Below are 15,612 nucleotides of genomic sequence, written 5' to 3'. Positions count from 1 at the left end.
TCAGTCATCTGCAATATTGGGAGCCAACCACTTGGTAGCCTTTTCCAGAGTAATACCTTTTCTTTCTGCAAAATCGGATACTTGATCCTCCTTAATTTTACCTAAACCAAAATATCTAGCTTGCTCATTTCCAAAATAATATCCAGAAACCGATGATGCAGGCCACATGGCTAAACTATCGGTGAGTTTTACTCCTATTCGTTCCTCTACCTTAAGCATATCCCAAAGCGTTACCTTTTCTAGGTGATCAGGACAAGCCGGATACCCTGGCGCAGGACGAATACCTTTGTATTTTTCGTCAATTAATTCGTCATTTTTCAGATGTTCATTAGCGGCGTAGCCCCAATATTTAATCCTAACCTCTTTGTGCAAATACTCAGCAAATGCTTCTGCCAAACGATCACTTAATGCTTTTACTAAAATGGAATTGTAATCATCTAAGTTTTCGCGATACTTATCGGCCAATTCATCGGTACCAAAACCTGTGGTTACACAAAAACAACCTACATAATCTTCCTTTCCCGTTTCTTTTGGAGCAATAAAATCCGATAAGGCATAATCGGGTACACCTTCACGTCTTTTTAATTGCTGGCGTAAGGTCCTAAACGTATACTTTTTAGTTTCCTGACCATCCTCAACATCTACTTCAATGTCATCATGATTGGCTAAGGTATTGGCCGGAAAGAGTCCAAAAACCCCTTTGCCCGTTAATTTCTTACCCTTAAGAATATCATTCAACATTTGTTTTGCATCAGCAAAAAGCTCAGTAGCCTGTTCACCAACTATCTCATCCGACAATATATCTGGATATTTACCGTGTAGCTCCCAACTTCTAAAAAATGGAGTCCAATCTATAAAAGGAACCAATTTTTCAAGGTCTACCTCTTCAATAACTTGAATACCTAACTGCTTAGGCTTTACAATTTCAGTAGCGTTCCAATCAATTTTAAACCTATTATCCCTAGAGGCCTCAATAGTTTTATATTCTTTCTTCTGAGTACGGCTCAAGAACTTCTCTCTGAAAACATCATAGTCCTCTTTGATAGTTTTTTTATACGTAGCCGAAGTTTCTTTTTTCAACAGATCACCCACTACGGTAACCGCTCTTGAAGCATCGTTTACATGCACAACGGCCTCACTATATTGTGGATCGATTTTTACTGCCGTATGAGCCTTACTGGTAGTTGCCCCACCAATAAGCAAAGGCAGTTTAAAGTTCTTCCGTTCCATCTCTTTAGCCAAATGCACCATCTCATCAAGAGAAGGTGTAATAAGTCCGCTAAGACCAATTACATCTACATTATGCTCAATAGCCGCCGCAATTATTTTTTCTGGTGGCACCATGACACCTAAGTCAACAATTTCGTAATTGTTACAGGCCAAAACTACGCTCACAATATTTTTACCAATATCATGAACATCTCCTTTTACAGTGGCCATCAAAATCTTACCATTCCCCTTATCGTCTCCGACCTGAGGGTTTTTTAATTTTTCTTCTTCAATATAAGGTAGCAAATACGCAACCGCTTTTTTCATTACACGTGCCGATTTTACCACCTGCGGCAAAAACATTTTTCCGCTTCCAAAAAGGTCACCTACCACGTTCATACCGGCCATTAAATTGCCTTCAATAACCTCAATAGGCTTATCTGCTGCAACACGAGCCTCCTCAATATCTTCTAATATAAATTGATCTACTCCTTTTACTAAAGCTCTCGTAATTCTATTCTGCAAAGGCTCCTCGCGCCATGAAAGATCTACCTTGCTTTCTTTAGCCTTACCCACAACAGATTCTGCAAAATCCAATAACCTTTCCGTAGCATCATCTCTACGATTAAGAATTACGTCTTCTACACGCTCTAATAAATCCTTTGGAATGTCATCATAAATCTCCAACATGGTTGGGTTGACAATACCCATATTCATACCTGCTTTAATAGCGTGGTACAGGAACACAGAATGCATGGCCTCACGTACGGGATTATTCCCCCTAAACGAAAACGAAACATTACTTACCCCACCACTAATACTAGCATGAGGCAAATTGTCCCGTACCCATTTGGTAGCTTTTATAAAATCGATGGCATTTAATTTATGCTCATCCATTCCTGTTGCTACAGGAAATATATTAAGGTCAAAAATGATGTCTTCCGGTGCAAAACCAACTTGGTCTACTAGTATATCATAAGATCTTTTAGAAATCTCAATTCTTCTATCATAATTATCGGCCTGACCAACTTCGTCAAACGCCATTACAATAACCGCTGCACCGTATCTCTTTACTAATTTAGCGTGATTGATAAATTCTTCTTCACCTTCTTTTAAACTGATGGAGTTTACCACGCACTTACCCTGAACCACTTGAAGACCTGCCTCAATAATATCCCATTTTGAGCTATCTATCATAATAGGCACCCTAGAAATATCCGGTTCAGCAATAACCAGGTTCAAAAACTTGACCATGGCTTCTTTACCATCGATCAAACCATCATCCATATTAATATCGATGATTTGGGCTCCACCTTCTACTTGATCTCTAGCAACGTCTAATGCTTCTTCGAACTTTCGTTCTTTAATGAGGCGTAAAAAACGCTTTGAACCGGCAACATTGGTTCGTTCTCCCACATTCACGAAATTGCTTTCAGCAGAGAGTACCAAAGGTTCTAAACCTGAAAGTTTAAGATATCTTGCTGGTATGTTTGAGTTATTACTCATAGTATCTTCATCATTTTTTATAATACGTGATGAATCCGTTTATTTATTTTTTACAGCTATTTACTTGGTTGGCAACAACAAAATTATTGTCCGGTAACGGGTAACGACCTTGGATCATACTTTTTTACCAAATCAGCAATTTCCTTAATATGTTCCGGTGTAGTACCGCAGCATCCACCAACGATATTGACCAAACCTTTTTCTACATATTCTTTTATCTGCGCCGCCATTTGTTCCGGCGTTTCATCATATTCTCCAAAAGCATTTGGTAAACCGGCATTAGGGTGAGCTGAAACAGCATGCTCCGTTTTAGTAGACAACACTTCTAAATGTGGCACCAATTGGTCTGCTCCTAATGCACAATTAAAACCAACGGATAAAATTGGAATATGCGAAACAGAAATCAAAAATGCTTCGGCCGTCTGTCCTGATAAGGTTCTACCAGAAGCATCTGTTATTGTCCCGCTTACCATTATAGGCACATCTATATTACGTTCTTCTTTTACTTCTTCTATGGCAAATAATGCGGCTTTCGCATTCAATGTGTCAAAAATAGTTTCCACCATCAACATATCTACTCCGCCATCTAACAAGGCTTCTACTTGTTGTTTATAAGCAATTCTTAACTCATCAAAAGAAACAGCCCTATAACCAGGATCATTAACATCAGGAGACATGCTTGCCGTCTTATTAGTAGGCCCTAAACTTCCCACAACAAAGCGCGGTTTATTAGGTTCTTTGGCCGTAAATTCATCTGCAACTTCCTTAGCAATCCGCGCAGATTCAAAATTCAAGTCGTACACTAATTCTTCCATACCGTAATCTGCCATGGCGATTGTTGTACTAGAAAACGTATTGGTTTCAACTATATCCGCTCCCGCAGCAAAGTACTTTCTATGCACCTCTGCTATAGCTTCCGGTTGTGTTAGGGATAATAAATCATTATTACCCTGTACCGGAGATTTCCAATCCTTAAAACGCTCACCGCGAAAATCTTCCTCGGTAAATTTATAGCGTTGCAACATCGTACCCATGGCACCATCTAACACTAGTATGCGTTCCTTTAATATTTCTCGAATATTTTTCATTTCTTTTCCTCCTTCTAATTGAGCATTCATTTATAATTGAATTTGATATATAAAACATCAAAAACATTATTTAAAATCAACCTACAAACAATTATCAAGCAAAGGAATAAGGACAAATATAATTGCCTCTCTTTGTTATCTGTCCTACAAATATGTAGGATAGAATGTAGCACCTTCTTTATAAGAAAAGGGTTGCCAAGGTTTCACAGGGTCTAATCCCTCCGCCTTTCTTGATAACAGTCACGTATTTTAATGAACGATTTGCAAAGTAACGCCACATCTAGTTCAAAACCAAAGAAACCTAGCTGTTTTTGGCCCTACATATTTCACAAAAACCTTCTGTTATATTAGAATAACAGAAGGTTTTTACTAATTATGAACACTAATAATTACTTAAGAAATACTTTGAACGACCTCTTTTTTGGCCTCTTTCTTTGTACCGTCAAATCCTTCTACTCCACCTACAGTGGTGTATTTCATAACGTATCTTTTACCTGGATTTATCAATTTATACGCAAACTGACACATTACCGCAGCCTCATGGAAACCTGATAAAATCAGTTTTAATTTGCCTTCGTATGTATTTACATCTCCAATAGCAAAAACTCCCGGTATGTTTGTTTGGTAATCTTTAGCGTTGTTTACCTTGATAGCATTTTTCTCAATCTCTAGACCCCAATCACCGATTGGCCCTAATTTTGGAGAAAGACCGAATAACGGAATAAAACTATCTACCTCAACATAGCTCTCTCCTTTTTCGGCATCGTTATGCTTAACAACAACTGCCTCTAAATGATCATCGCCATATAGTTTCTTCACCTCAGCTTCGGTGAACAATTTTATTTTTCCTGCTTTTGCCAATTCTGCTGCTTTTTCAACAGAATCCAAAGCTCCTCTAAACTCATTTCTTCTGTGTACCAAAGATACTTCAGAAGCTACATCGGCCAAGAAAATAGCCCAGTCCAAAGCAGAATCGCCACCACCGGCAATAACCACTTTTTTGTCTCTGTACACTTCAGGGTCTTTAATGATGTAAGCAACACCTTTATCTTCAAAATCCGTAATGTTCTCAATAGGTGGTTTTCTAGGTTCAAAAGAACCAAGTCCGCCAGCAATTACAACTACAGGAGCGTGATGCTTTGTACCTTTATTCGTAGTTACGATAAAAGAACCGTCTTCTTGCTTATCCAAAGTTTGAGCACGCTCACCCAAAGTATAACCCGCCTCAAATGGTTTTATTTGCTCCATAAGGTTCGTTACCAAATCTCCTGCAAGAATTTCCGGGAAAGCCGGGATATCATAAATCGGTTTCTTTGGATATATTTCCGAACACTGCCCACCTGTTTGTGGTAATGCATCTATCAAATGGCATTTTAATTTCAACAAGCCTGCTTCAAATACTGTAAAAAGACCTGTTGGGCCTGCGCCTATGATGAGAATATCTGTTTTTATCATAACTATTTACTTAACTGTAATTCTTGATTCTGGGCAATGGATAAAATGCCCGCCCTGTGTTTTACTACTTCACCTATTATAATTATTGCTGGATTGGTCAATTGTTGCTTTTCCACATCATTTTCAATGGAAGCAATAGTACCTACTGTAATTCTTTCGTCTTTCCTGGTCCCGTTTTGTACGATAGCAATTGGGGTTTCAGATTTACCTTCTGTTTTGAACAATTCCACTATTTGCGATAGCTTGGACATGCCCATCAAAATAACGACTGTAGCATTACTTTTTGCAGCTAAAGCCACATCTCCTGAAAGTTTATGTTCTTTAGTTGTTCCGGTAATCACCCAGAAACTTTCGGAAGCACCTCTTTTAGTAACCGGAATATTTTGAGATGCAGGAACCGACAAACATGAGGATATACCAGGAACCATGGCTACTTGCAACCCGTGAGCTGCAGCGTATTCCATTTCTTCGGCACCACGACCAAATACAAATGGATCTCCTCCTTTTAAACGCACCACATGTGCATTGGTTTTAGCTCTCTCTACAATCAATTCGTTTATCTGTTCTTGTTGGTATGCATAGCATCCTTTTCTTTTGCCTACAAAAATCTGTTCGGCTTTGGGGGCATAATCCAACAGCTCAACCGACACCAACGCATCGTATAACACTACATCTGCACTAGCAAGCGCCTTGATGGCCTTGAGCGTTATGAGCTCAACATCACCAGGACCTGCTCCTACAACCGTAAAGCGACCGCCCTCGTTAGATAAAGTGTTATTATTTTGGTTGGTATATTTCATGCTTAAGCTTCTGCTAATTCTTGTTGTCTAAACTTTTCAACTGCTTTTAAAAATACCTTGGCATCTTCTAAGTAGCTTTTTGCAAAAGCTTCCGTTGGTTCGTTCTTATTCAGTTTTAAAACAAGTTCTTCAAAACCTTGACCTAAATCTATTCTGCCAGAGGCAACAAATTTTTCATCAAAATCCTTAATGATACTTGCATGCGTGTTCACTTTCGCTTTCTCGGAAGTCAACATTGCTTTTGCAGAGTTAACCATTGAAGAATACGAATGGTAGATACTTGCTGCCCATTTGTTTTCGTCAAAAGACTCTTGTGCTGTCTGTATTTTCTCTTCGCTTTCAAAAAGTAAGGTTGCAATAAGGTCAATTACCACACCGGCACACTCACCAATACCAATCGCTTTTTCATAACGTTCCGTGTTACCCCAGTCGATAAAATCTTCTGCAGTAAGATTATCAACGTCAGAAAGTGGCGTCAGAAAATCATAAAAATACATCTGACCTTTCTCTTCGTAATAATCAGCATACGACTTTCCGTTTCCGTTTTGGTCGTAATCGTCCAAAATCAATCGTAATGCTTGAGGACCTCTTTTAGAAGGTACTTTCACTACTTTATCGGCAAATCTTCCGTTACCGTTTCCATCGGTACCACCACCCAACAATACTTGAAGTGCCGGTGCTACCAATTTATCCTTTGTTCTAACACTCATTCCCTGAAAACCGATATTGGCCATGTTATGCTGACCACAGGCATTCATACATCCGCTAATTTTAATTACAACATCAGGGTTGCTGATGTACTGCGGATACTCCACTTTCATAATTCTTTCTAATTCCTCGGCAATACCTGTACTACTGGCAATACCCAAGTTACAAGTATCCGTACCCGGGCAAGCTGTAATATCTATAGCTTTGTTATAACCGGCCTCAACAAAACCTAATTTCTTTAATTCATTATAGAAAAAAGGAACCAAATCGTTTGCTACATAAGGAATCAATATATTTTGACGCAAGCTCAATCTTAATTCGCCAGCAGCATATTGCTCTACCAAATCCGCCAACAATCTTGCTTTATCTGTATAAAAATCTCCTAAAAGCACTTTAATACCAATTGCAGAATAACCTTCTTGTTTCTGAGGAATAAGATTTGTTGACTTCCAGATTTCAAAAGCTTCCGTATCTTCTATTTCCACTTGAGGTGCATCAACTTTAGCCACCTCCACTTTTGGATATGCAGCTTCATCAATAGGATATATTTGAACAGGAATCGCTTTTTGCTCTTCTTCCAATAAAGCTTTAAATCCATCAAGACCTAAGTCTTTCAACAAAAACTTCATTCTTGCTTTGGCCCTACTCTTTCTTTCGCCATAACGGTCAAAAACACGAACCACACCTTCCATTAAAGGAATAATTTTATCTGCTGCAAGAAATTCAAAAAGCAGCTCGGCGTGACGTGGCTGAGAACCTAATCCACCAGCTAACATTACTTTAAAACCTTTTACACCATCTTGTATTTTAGCGATAAAACCAAGATCGTGCATGTATGAAAGACCTGTATCCGCATCACTAGCAGAAAAAGAAACCTTAAACTTACGCCCCATTTCTTGACTGATCGGGTTACGTAGGAAATATTCAAAAAGTGCATGTGCGTAAGGCGAAACATCAAATGGCTCATCTATATCAATACCTGCAGTTTCACTAGCCGTTACGTTACGCACCGTATTACCACAAGCTTCACGAATGGTAACATCATCTTTCTCCAACTCCGCCCAAAGTTCTGGTGTACGGTCTAGATCAACATAATGAATTTGGATATCCTGACGTGTAGTAATATGTAATCTACCTCTAGAATACTCATCAGAAACATCACTAATACGCTTTAACTGCTTAGAAGTAACCTTACCGTACGGCAATTTAATACGAATCATCTGTACCCCTGGCTGACGCTGACCGTAAACACCTCTGGCCAAACGCAAACTGCGGAACTTTTCTTCGTCTAAATTACCTTCTTTGAACTGGCGTATTTTAGCCTCTAGGGCCAAAATATCCTTCTCAACTATCGGGTTTTCTATTTCTGTTCTGAAACTCTGCATGCTGTATCTCTTCTAGTTTCTTACCTTTTTATAGGTAGATTTATTAATTGTATATTTTTTCTATAGGTTTTATAGAGCTGATTAAATCAACACGACTTAGCCTTTTTAGTTTAATGAGACACTTCTTAGCTTATGAAGCCTGCTCCTACTGTACTATTGGTCTGCGTATCTATTAAGATGAACGAACCATTGGTACGGTGATCTTTAAACTTATCGTAAAAAATAGGCTTGTTTAATTTGAAGGTTACCTGAGCAATATCATTCATGCCCAACCCATCTACATCCGAATCAATACCTGAATAATCTGGATTAATTTTGTGGTGAATGTTATCTACTTTGGCCAATACTTTGTTCACACCATGCTGTACAACGTATTTCTTACCTGTAGTCAGTTTATTTGAATCCATCCAAGAAATGGTAGCCGTAAACTGCTTTTCTATAGTAGGCATCTCGTCAACTTTTACCAACATATCTCCTCTACTGATATTGATTTCATCTTCAAGAGTTATCGTTACAGATGATCTTCTTGAAGCCGTCTGGTATTTCTTATCGTGAAAATAAATCTCTTTAATTTTAGATCTTGTCTGAGACGGAAGTGCTACCACCTCATCACCAACGCTTAGTTCACCACCGTAAACTTTACCAGCGAATCCTCTAAAATCATGAAAATCTTCTGTCTTTGGACGAATAACATACTGAACTGGGAAACGTGGCGTACCTACGTTAAAAATATCTTTGCGGTCTAAAGCTTCGAAATGCTCTAACAAAGTAGGGCCTGTATACCAAGGTGTCTTGTCTGTTTTATTCACTACGTTATCACCTTTAAGGGCGCTAACAGGAATGAATGTAATCTTCTGATCTTGGTAATCCCTTTTTGCCATCAATTCCTGAAAATCGGCTTTAATAGCATTATAAGTTTCCTCAGAATAATCTACCAAGTCCATTTTATTAATAGCCACTACCACGTCTTTAATGCGCAATAGGTTATTGATAAAAAAGTGACGGTTCGTTTGCTCTATAACTCCTTTTCTAGCATCGATTAAAATAATCGCTGCTTGTGAAGTAGAAGCACCTGTAACCATGTTACGTGTGTATTCTACATGCCCGGGAGTATCCGCTATAATGTAACTTTTCTTTGCAGTTGAAAAATAGATGTGTGCTACATCTATTGTAATACCTTGCTCACGCTCGGCCACTAGACCATCTGTGGCCAATGAGAAATCTAGGTAGTCATACCCTTTACTCTTACTGGTCTTTTCTATGGCTTCTAGCTTATCGCTAGTCAATGATTTTGTATCATACAGAATTCTACCGATCAAGGTACTTTTTCCGTCATCTACACTACCTGCTGTTGCTATTTTTAATACGTCCATCTTCTTTGGCTGTAGGCCCTGAGCATAATACTCCTGGCATTTTTAATCAATTTTTTAAACTAGTTCTCTTTTGAGAATCCTAAAAGTACCCTTGTTGTTTTCTTTTCTCCATTGCCGCTTCTGACCTTTTATCGTCAATACGGGCTCCTCTTTCAGAAATACTAGAATCTCGAATCTCTTCTACAACAGACTCAATATCGGTAGCATCAGAAAACACAGCCGCAGTACAACTCATATCACCTACAGTACGGAAACGCACCATACGCTCTAAAACCTCTTCGTCTTCTTCTTGGTATACATAATCAGAATGTGACCAGATCAAACCATCACGTAAGAATACTTTACGTTTATGTGCAAAGTAGATAGAAGGTATTTCAATCTCTTCTTCTTTAATATAAGACCAAACATCTAGCTCCGTCCAGTTAGAAATTGGAAAAACACGTACGTTCTGACCCAATTCTATCTGACCGTTTAACATATCAAAAAGCTCTGGACGTTGGTTACGCTCATCCCACTGACCAAAATCATCACGTACAGAAAAAATACGCTCCTTTGCTCTTGCCTTTTCTTCATCTCTACGAGCACCACCAACACAAGCATCAAACTTGAATTCCTCAATAGCATCTAATAATGTAGTTGTCTGCAAAGAGTTTCTACTTGAGTACCGACCTGATTCTTCTTTAACCTTACCTTGATCAATAGAATCCTGAACATTTCTTACGATAAGCTCAAGACCTAACTCCTCTACCAATCTATCTCTAAACTCAATAGTTTCAGGAAAGTTATGACCTGTATCTATGTGCATTAAAGGGAAAGGGATTTTAGCTGGCCAAAATGCCTTTTGTGCCAAACGCACCAATGTGATGGAATCTTTACCTCCGGAAAATAAAAGTACCGGTCTCTCAAATTGAGCAGCTACTTCTCTAAAGATGTAGATGGCCTCATTTTCTAAGGCGTTGATGTGTGATGTATCTTGGCTCATAATTTTTTGAATATATTGTTCGCTACTGCTATGCTTCTATTATTATTTTTTCGCTTAAAGCGGAATGTCTTTTTAAGTATGTAACCCACATTCACGATTCTCAAGAACCTTTGTTGGATCAAAATATTTATGTTCGTTAGGCAATTGTCTTTCTTCCAAATAGGTATCTAACTGAGCATCGCTCCAATGATAAAACGGACTCACCTTAAGAACACCGTCTCTACTTACACTCAAAATATCTAATGAATCTCTTAAAGCAGTTTGTCCTTTTCTTAAGTTGGTAAACCAAACATCTGGCTTGTGCGCCGCCATAGCCCTTTTAAAAGGCTCTAATTTTACCTGTTCGGTAAAAACCGCATGCTTTGGGTCCTCTATTTGAGGTATTCCCATTACACTATCCCGATGTGCGCTAGTTTGTTTAGGCACATACAAGTCTATATGAAGACCTAATTTCTCAATAATTTCTTCTGCATGTTTATATGTATTTGGCGTATTATAACCTGTATCGCACCAAATTACTGGAATATCGTTCTTAACATCGGCTACTGCATTTAAAATAGCAACTTCGTAAGGTCTAAAGTTGGTAGTAACTACCGCATTTTTGGAGTTCTCAATAGCCCAATCAATAATAACCGATGGGTCTGCCTCTTTAAAACGCTCGTTAAGCTTTTGGATTTCTTTTTCTGAAAAACTCATATCCTATTTATTTACCCCAATTAATTTTATTCCATAAACGCTCGTGAAAGAAGTATAAGAACATCTTAGTCACAAAATCTACGGAGGCAATAGAAGCCGCAATAGCCACCTCACTAGTTAGCAAATAAGAAACTACTAATGTATCTAGAGTTCCTATAACCCTCCAGCTCACCGCTTTGGCGATACTACGCACAGGCTTTTCAGATTTTTGGTCTTCTGAAAACTTTTTCTTGGAAGCTGCTTTATCTAAAATCAATTGATCTACAATCATTTTCGTGTTAATCTTATTACCCTATCAATCTAATAGAGTAAACAAATGTAGTACATTTATATTGTGTTAGACGGCTAAAAATAGAAGAATTTACTTTTACCCTATAGATTTAGTAGATTATTAATAAACAGCAATAAATTTTGAAGATTTTTCACCAGATTCAGGTGATGATTGGAAAATCAGACTATTAAATCGGCCAAAGTGTTGTTACGGTACACCTCTAAATTGGCATCGCGCACCATAAGCATGAGCTTATTTACAGAGCATGTAGCCTCATCTGGGCAGTCCGCACATTTTTCGTAGAAGTTGAGACTCACACAGGGAACCATGGCTATAGGGCCTTCCAAAATACGCATAACATCTGTCATTAAGACCTCTTTTGGGTCCTTAATTAAGTAATAGCCACCACCCTTACCTTTCTTAGATCCTAAAAATCCGCTCTTGCGAAGTGACAATAAGATACTCTCCAAAAACTTTTGAGAGATATTCTCTGCCTGGGCTATTTCAGATATTTGTACTGGCTGCTTGTCTTCCTGTGAAGCCAAGTAAGCTAGTGCCTTTAACCCGTATTTTGTCTTTTTTGAGAGCATGGGGTAAATATAGCAAAAATAGACGGAAACGTAGTTATATCGTGCCTTCTGTAAGATTTCATAATGGCTAATGTTTACCAATCGATAACCTATAAATTGTATTCATAAAGAAATACCGTAGTATTAGCCGTATCTTTTTAAGATTCTTTCCATAACAGCTGAGTATCTAAATTTTCACTACTCCGCATATACTTCAAATATTACCTAAACGTTAAATCGCCCTAGAAACCAATGATTTAATTACAAAATTTTGTAATTGAATACCTATTAATCGTAATATTGCAATTAATATGCAACGATAACATTTTGTACAGGCAAACTAAGTATTTAAATTCTTTATGATTTTTACTTAAAAAATTTAATTTTATTAATCGTTTTATTGCAATGAACAAATTAATTAAAAACAGAAACCTTATGAAAACAACCATCCCAATGGTGGCGCTGTTCCTTTTATTTCAGCAAACCATAACCGCTCAAAACCTCAACAATAAAGTAGAACAATCCATTGTTACCATTGGCACTACGCTAAAGGAAATCCCAGCCGAAAGGCTATTATTATTAGACCAAGTAGCTTATAGTTTATTCAAGAAATCCAACAATAACAAAAAAACTCTGGTGGTATTTATAGACCAAAGTAATCAAGAATTAAGTCAACTCGCTTCCATTTGGCTTAAAACGGGCTTGTTCTATTACGGACGCCAAGATAGGTTCAACATTCAATCAGCAGGTATAAATCCTAAAATCAAGGCCTTATCAAGTATTGCTTCTTTAAATGATTACGGATTTAAAACTAGAAAGGTTAGAGGAGAACATCCCATGACATATAAAATTAAGTACGGCTCTGGCAGTTGGCTTGCTTTCCCAAAAGCTTTAAAAAGCTTACCTATAACTAAAAATGACCCATTTAAAATAGTACTTGAACAAACCCATAATATTCAAGATGAGGATTCCGTTGAACTATTCATTTCAGAACCAAACTCTATTGCTAGGGAAATGCTATATATAACCACCCGTATCAACCACCTCATAAACACCTCTGCAAAAACCCAATAACCATTTTTAAAAAGGGCTTCTAAGTGAAGTCCTTTTTTTATTTAAAAATAAGCATGTCATCAATTGTAAGTCTACTACAGTGCATACTACTTAAAATTACTATTAAATATTGAATCAATCAGTCCTTTACTCCTACCAACCGAAAAATGATTTTCTAAATACTACCGTATTGACAGAGTTTATGCGCCACAGTCTTATTCCAAATTGATCAAGTGCTTACAGGATTGCAGCAAGTTTGTGTCAATTCCTAAATACATTGGAAACCAATGTATAAGATTTTACTTATTTTAGTTCCGGTCTTATAAAGATATGTGTAAAGCATTAAGCTAAACTAGAAAATGAACATACGGTACAAAAAGAAAAGATTAAGAGTAAACCTTTTTATATCTATTGCTTGGGGAGTCCTAGTAATATTGACACTTTTCTTCAGCAGTAAAAGACAATGGTTTGATTATACATATTTTGTAATATTCATTTTGTACCTAGCCCAATATATTTATGAAAACAAAAAACAATACTTGACTATTGAAAATGGCACTATCAGTAAAAACCTTTTATTTCAGACTAAAAAAATGAATTTGAATGAAATTACCCAAATCAAAAAATTTGCTGGAGATTATATATTGAAATCGAAACTAGAAGAACTGACCATTAATACTCAAATCATAGATGAGGATTCTATAGCCGATTTAGATGCTATTTTAGAGCAACTGGAATTACCAGTGAACAGAACACCTTATGCAAGACCTATAGATATTAATATTTAATGTATCTATTACTAATAGTCGTCATTAATTTATTAGCAAGGTGCATTCAAAGCTTATTTAAATGAAGAAAATAAAAATTATAGGTCTTGTTGTTTTAATTCTATTAGCAGCTTACACGGTTTATGTTTATCAGTCTGACCGATATGTAAAAGCTCTAATCACTAACGATGAATCAACATTATTTTACAGACCTGATACTGAAGTTGGCAATATGACCAACTTAGAATATTCAGAGAGTATCTTAAAAGTAGAAGATTCTATTATCATTCACACCTATCTTTTCTATCCAAAAACAGCACCTAAAGCCAATATATTTTTGATTAGAGGAAACAGTGGTAATACCAGCACTTACAAAGATTTAATTAAACCCTTAGTAAATAATGGGTTCAGGGTATATTCTACGGATTGGCGAGGGTATGGAAAATCTACAGGAAAACCCGGTTACAAGGGTATTATGAAAGATACCGAAGAAGCATTCACGGATTTTTTGAAGCATGTTAAAAATGACAGTATCAAAACCGTAGTATACGGCATGTCTTTAGGCGGCCAAGTTGCCGTTAAGCTTACCAAAGACAACCCTGATAAAGTAGACGTTTTGGTTTTGGATGGTTCTTTAGCATCTGCCCACAGCTTTATTGAAGATAATTTTCAGGGATTATTGATGCGTAATTTCATTAAAGATTCCACAGAATATAATCAAGATTATCTGGCCATTAGAGATATTTCGGATATCAACAATACTCCAAAGTTAATCATCCATAGTAAAGAAGATAGAGCTGTGCCGTTTGAGCGCGGACAATCCATTTTCAATTTAGCTAAAGAACCAAAAACCTTTTGGAAAACAAATACAAAGCACATTCAAACCCTTAAGGATTTACCGGGAGAGACTGTTGAGAAGCTTAACGCGCTACTGGAGCAATAAAAGTCAACATTTGACATTATCAATCAAATTTCGATTCAACCCCTAATAACTACAGTTCGGAAACATCTTCTTTTAAAAACCATGGTATTGTCCGAGTTTTACTCTAATAACCAATACAACTACCATGGAACAAACAATAAAAATCCTCATTTACATTCACGCTTTCTTAGGAGGAGTGGGATTGATTACCGGTATTGGAAGTATCATTGTTTAAAAAGGCAGCTCCTTACATAAGAAATTAGGCAAGTTATTTTCTATAGGCATGATTGGCAGCTCAGTAATTTCTATGCCAATAGCCATGATGCCAAATCATGAAAATCTATTCTTGCTACTAATAGGCTTGTTCACTGTATATCTAGTTTTAATTGGTAATCGTGCGTTGGCTTTCAAGATAAAAACTAAAGCCAACGTTGTAGACAAAGTAATTTCAGGGAGTATGCTTTTCTTTTCGATACTAATGCTGGGCATTGGTTTGTATACCTTTTTGAAAACGAATACTATGGGTATATTATATGTATTCTTTGGAGGATTTGGACTTCTCCTAACTTTAAAAGATTTTCAGTTTTATAGAAATCCCCAGAAGACCAAAAACGGGTGGCTACTATCTCATATTGTAAAAATGATAGGTGCCTTAATCGCTTCTATAACGGCATTTATTATTGCCGGCCTCAGTATTGGAAACCTCATTGCTTGGACACTTCCTACTGTTCTTGGAACTATCTATATTATCTATTGGAAAAGGAAGATTAACCCAAAAACAGTGGCTGCAAAACACTATAAATAGATACTGATTACATCATTTTGGCA

Annotated in this window: 14 protein-coding genes and 1 riboswitch; of the genes, 4 read left to right on the top strand and 10 right to left on the bottom strand. The window is 37.2% G+C overall.

What is annotated here, in order from left to right:
* From metH to IWB64_RS09995, 10 genes are all read right to left on the bottom strand, one after another.
* On the bottom strand, positions 1 to 2,715 hold the full coding sequence (gene metH, locus IWB64_RS10040) for a methionine synthase (RefSeq protein WP_194533878.1): 2,715 nt from the start codon (positions 2,713 to 2,715) through the stop codon (positions 1 to 3).
* Between the two features lie 83 nt (positions 2,716 to 2,798).
* Complete coding sequence (locus IWB64_RS10035) at positions 2,799 to 3,803, bottom strand: homocysteine S-methyltransferase family protein (RefSeq protein ID WP_194535854.1); 1,005 nt, start codon at positions 3,801 to 3,803, stop codon at positions 2,799 to 2,801.
* 132 nt (positions 3,804 to 3,935) lie between these two features.
* A riboswitch (SAM riboswitch) is annotated at positions 3,936 to 4,043 on the bottom strand.
* Positions 4,044 to 4,196: 153 nt separating this feature from the next.
* Positions 4,197 to 5,258: an NAD(P)/FAD-dependent oxidoreductase gene (locus tag IWB64_RS10030; RefSeq protein WP_194533877.1), complete on the bottom strand. Its 1,062-nt coding sequence runs from the start codon at positions 5,256 to 5,258 to the stop codon at positions 4,197 to 4,199.
* 2 nt (positions 5,259 to 5,260) lie between these two features.
* A complete protein-coding gene (gene cobA / locus IWB64_RS10025; RefSeq protein WP_194533876.1) occupies positions 5,261 to 6,058 on the bottom strand; it encodes a uroporphyrinogen-III C-methyltransferase in 798 nt (265 codons plus the stop codon).
* Positions 6,059 to 6,060: 2 nt separating this feature from the next.
* Positions 6,061 to 8,151: a HEPN domain-containing protein gene (locus tag IWB64_RS10020; RefSeq protein ID WP_194533875.1), complete on the bottom strand. Its 2,091-nt coding sequence runs from the start codon at positions 8,149 to 8,151 to the stop codon at positions 6,061 to 6,063.
* Between the two features lie 125 nt (positions 8,152 to 8,276).
* Positions 8,277 to 9,524 (bottom strand): sulfate adenylyltransferase subunit 1, encoded by a 1,248-nt coding sequence (locus IWB64_RS10015; RefSeq protein WP_194533874.1) that lies wholly within the window; start codon positions 9,522 to 9,524, stop codon positions 8,277 to 8,279.
* A 79-nt stretch (positions 9,525 to 9,603) separates the two neighbouring features.
* Positions 9,604 to 10,518: a sulfate adenylyltransferase subunit CysD gene (gene cysD / locus IWB64_RS10010; protein ID WP_317171998.1), complete on the bottom strand. Its 915-nt coding sequence runs from the start codon at positions 10,516 to 10,518 to the stop codon at positions 9,604 to 9,606.
* Positions 10,519 to 10,578: 60 nt separating this feature from the next.
* The gene (locus IWB64_RS10005; protein WP_194533872.1) at positions 10,579 to 11,202 is read right to left on the bottom strand and encodes a phosphoadenosine phosphosulfate reductase domain-containing protein; all 624 of its coding nucleotides are present in this window, start codon (positions 11,200 to 11,202) and stop codon (positions 10,579 to 10,581) included.
* Positions 11,203 to 11,209: 7 nt separating this feature from the next.
* On the bottom strand, positions 11,210 to 11,473 hold the full coding sequence (locus IWB64_RS10000) for a DUF2061 domain-containing protein (protein ID WP_194533871.1): 264 nt from the start codon (positions 11,471 to 11,473) through the stop codon (positions 11,210 to 11,212).
* 179 nt (positions 11,474 to 11,652) lie between these two features.
* The gene (locus IWB64_RS09995; protein WP_194533870.1) at positions 11,653 to 12,063 is read right to left on the bottom strand and encodes an RrF2 family transcriptional regulator; all 411 of its coding nucleotides are present in this window, start codon (positions 12,061 to 12,063) and stop codon (positions 11,653 to 11,655) included.
* Between the two features lie 414 nt (positions 12,064 to 12,477).
* On the opposite strand from IWB64_RS09995, the gene IWB64_RS09990 reads away from it, so the two are divergent.
* From IWB64_RS09990 to IWB64_RS09975, 4 genes are all read left to right on the top strand, one after another.
* Positions 12,478 to 13,116: a hypothetical protein gene (locus tag IWB64_RS09990; RefSeq protein ID WP_194533869.1), complete on the top strand. Its 639-nt coding sequence runs from the start codon at positions 12,478 to 12,480 to the stop codon at positions 13,114 to 13,116.
* A gap of 338 nt (positions 13,117 to 13,454) precedes the next feature.
* Positions 13,455 to 13,883 carry a hypothetical protein gene (locus IWB64_RS09985; RefSeq protein ID WP_194533868.1) on the top strand — a complete coding sequence of 143 codons (429 nt, stop codon included), beginning with the start codon at positions 13,455 to 13,457 and terminating at the stop codon, positions 13,881 to 13,883.
* A gap of 61 nt (positions 13,884 to 13,944) precedes the next feature.
* Entirely contained in the window at positions 13,945 to 14,805 is an 861-nt protein-coding gene (locus tag IWB64_RS09980) for an alpha/beta hydrolase (protein ID WP_194533867.1), read from the top strand.
* A 262-nt stretch (positions 14,806 to 15,067) separates the two neighbouring features.
* Complete coding sequence (locus IWB64_RS09975) at positions 15,068 to 15,589, top strand: hypothetical protein (RefSeq protein ID WP_226975850.1); 522 nt, start codon at positions 15,068 to 15,070, stop codon at positions 15,587 to 15,589.
* The last annotated feature ends 23 nt before the right edge of the window (positions 15,590 to 15,612 follow it).

The organism is Zobellia nedashkovskayae (genome assembly GCF_015330125.1).
Lineage (GTDB): Bacteria > Bacteroidota > Bacteroidia > Flavobacteriales > Flavobacteriaceae > Zobellia > Zobellia nedashkovskayae.
Note: the sequence above shows the minus strand (reverse complement) of the source record. Positions and strands in the feature narration are given on the sequence as shown.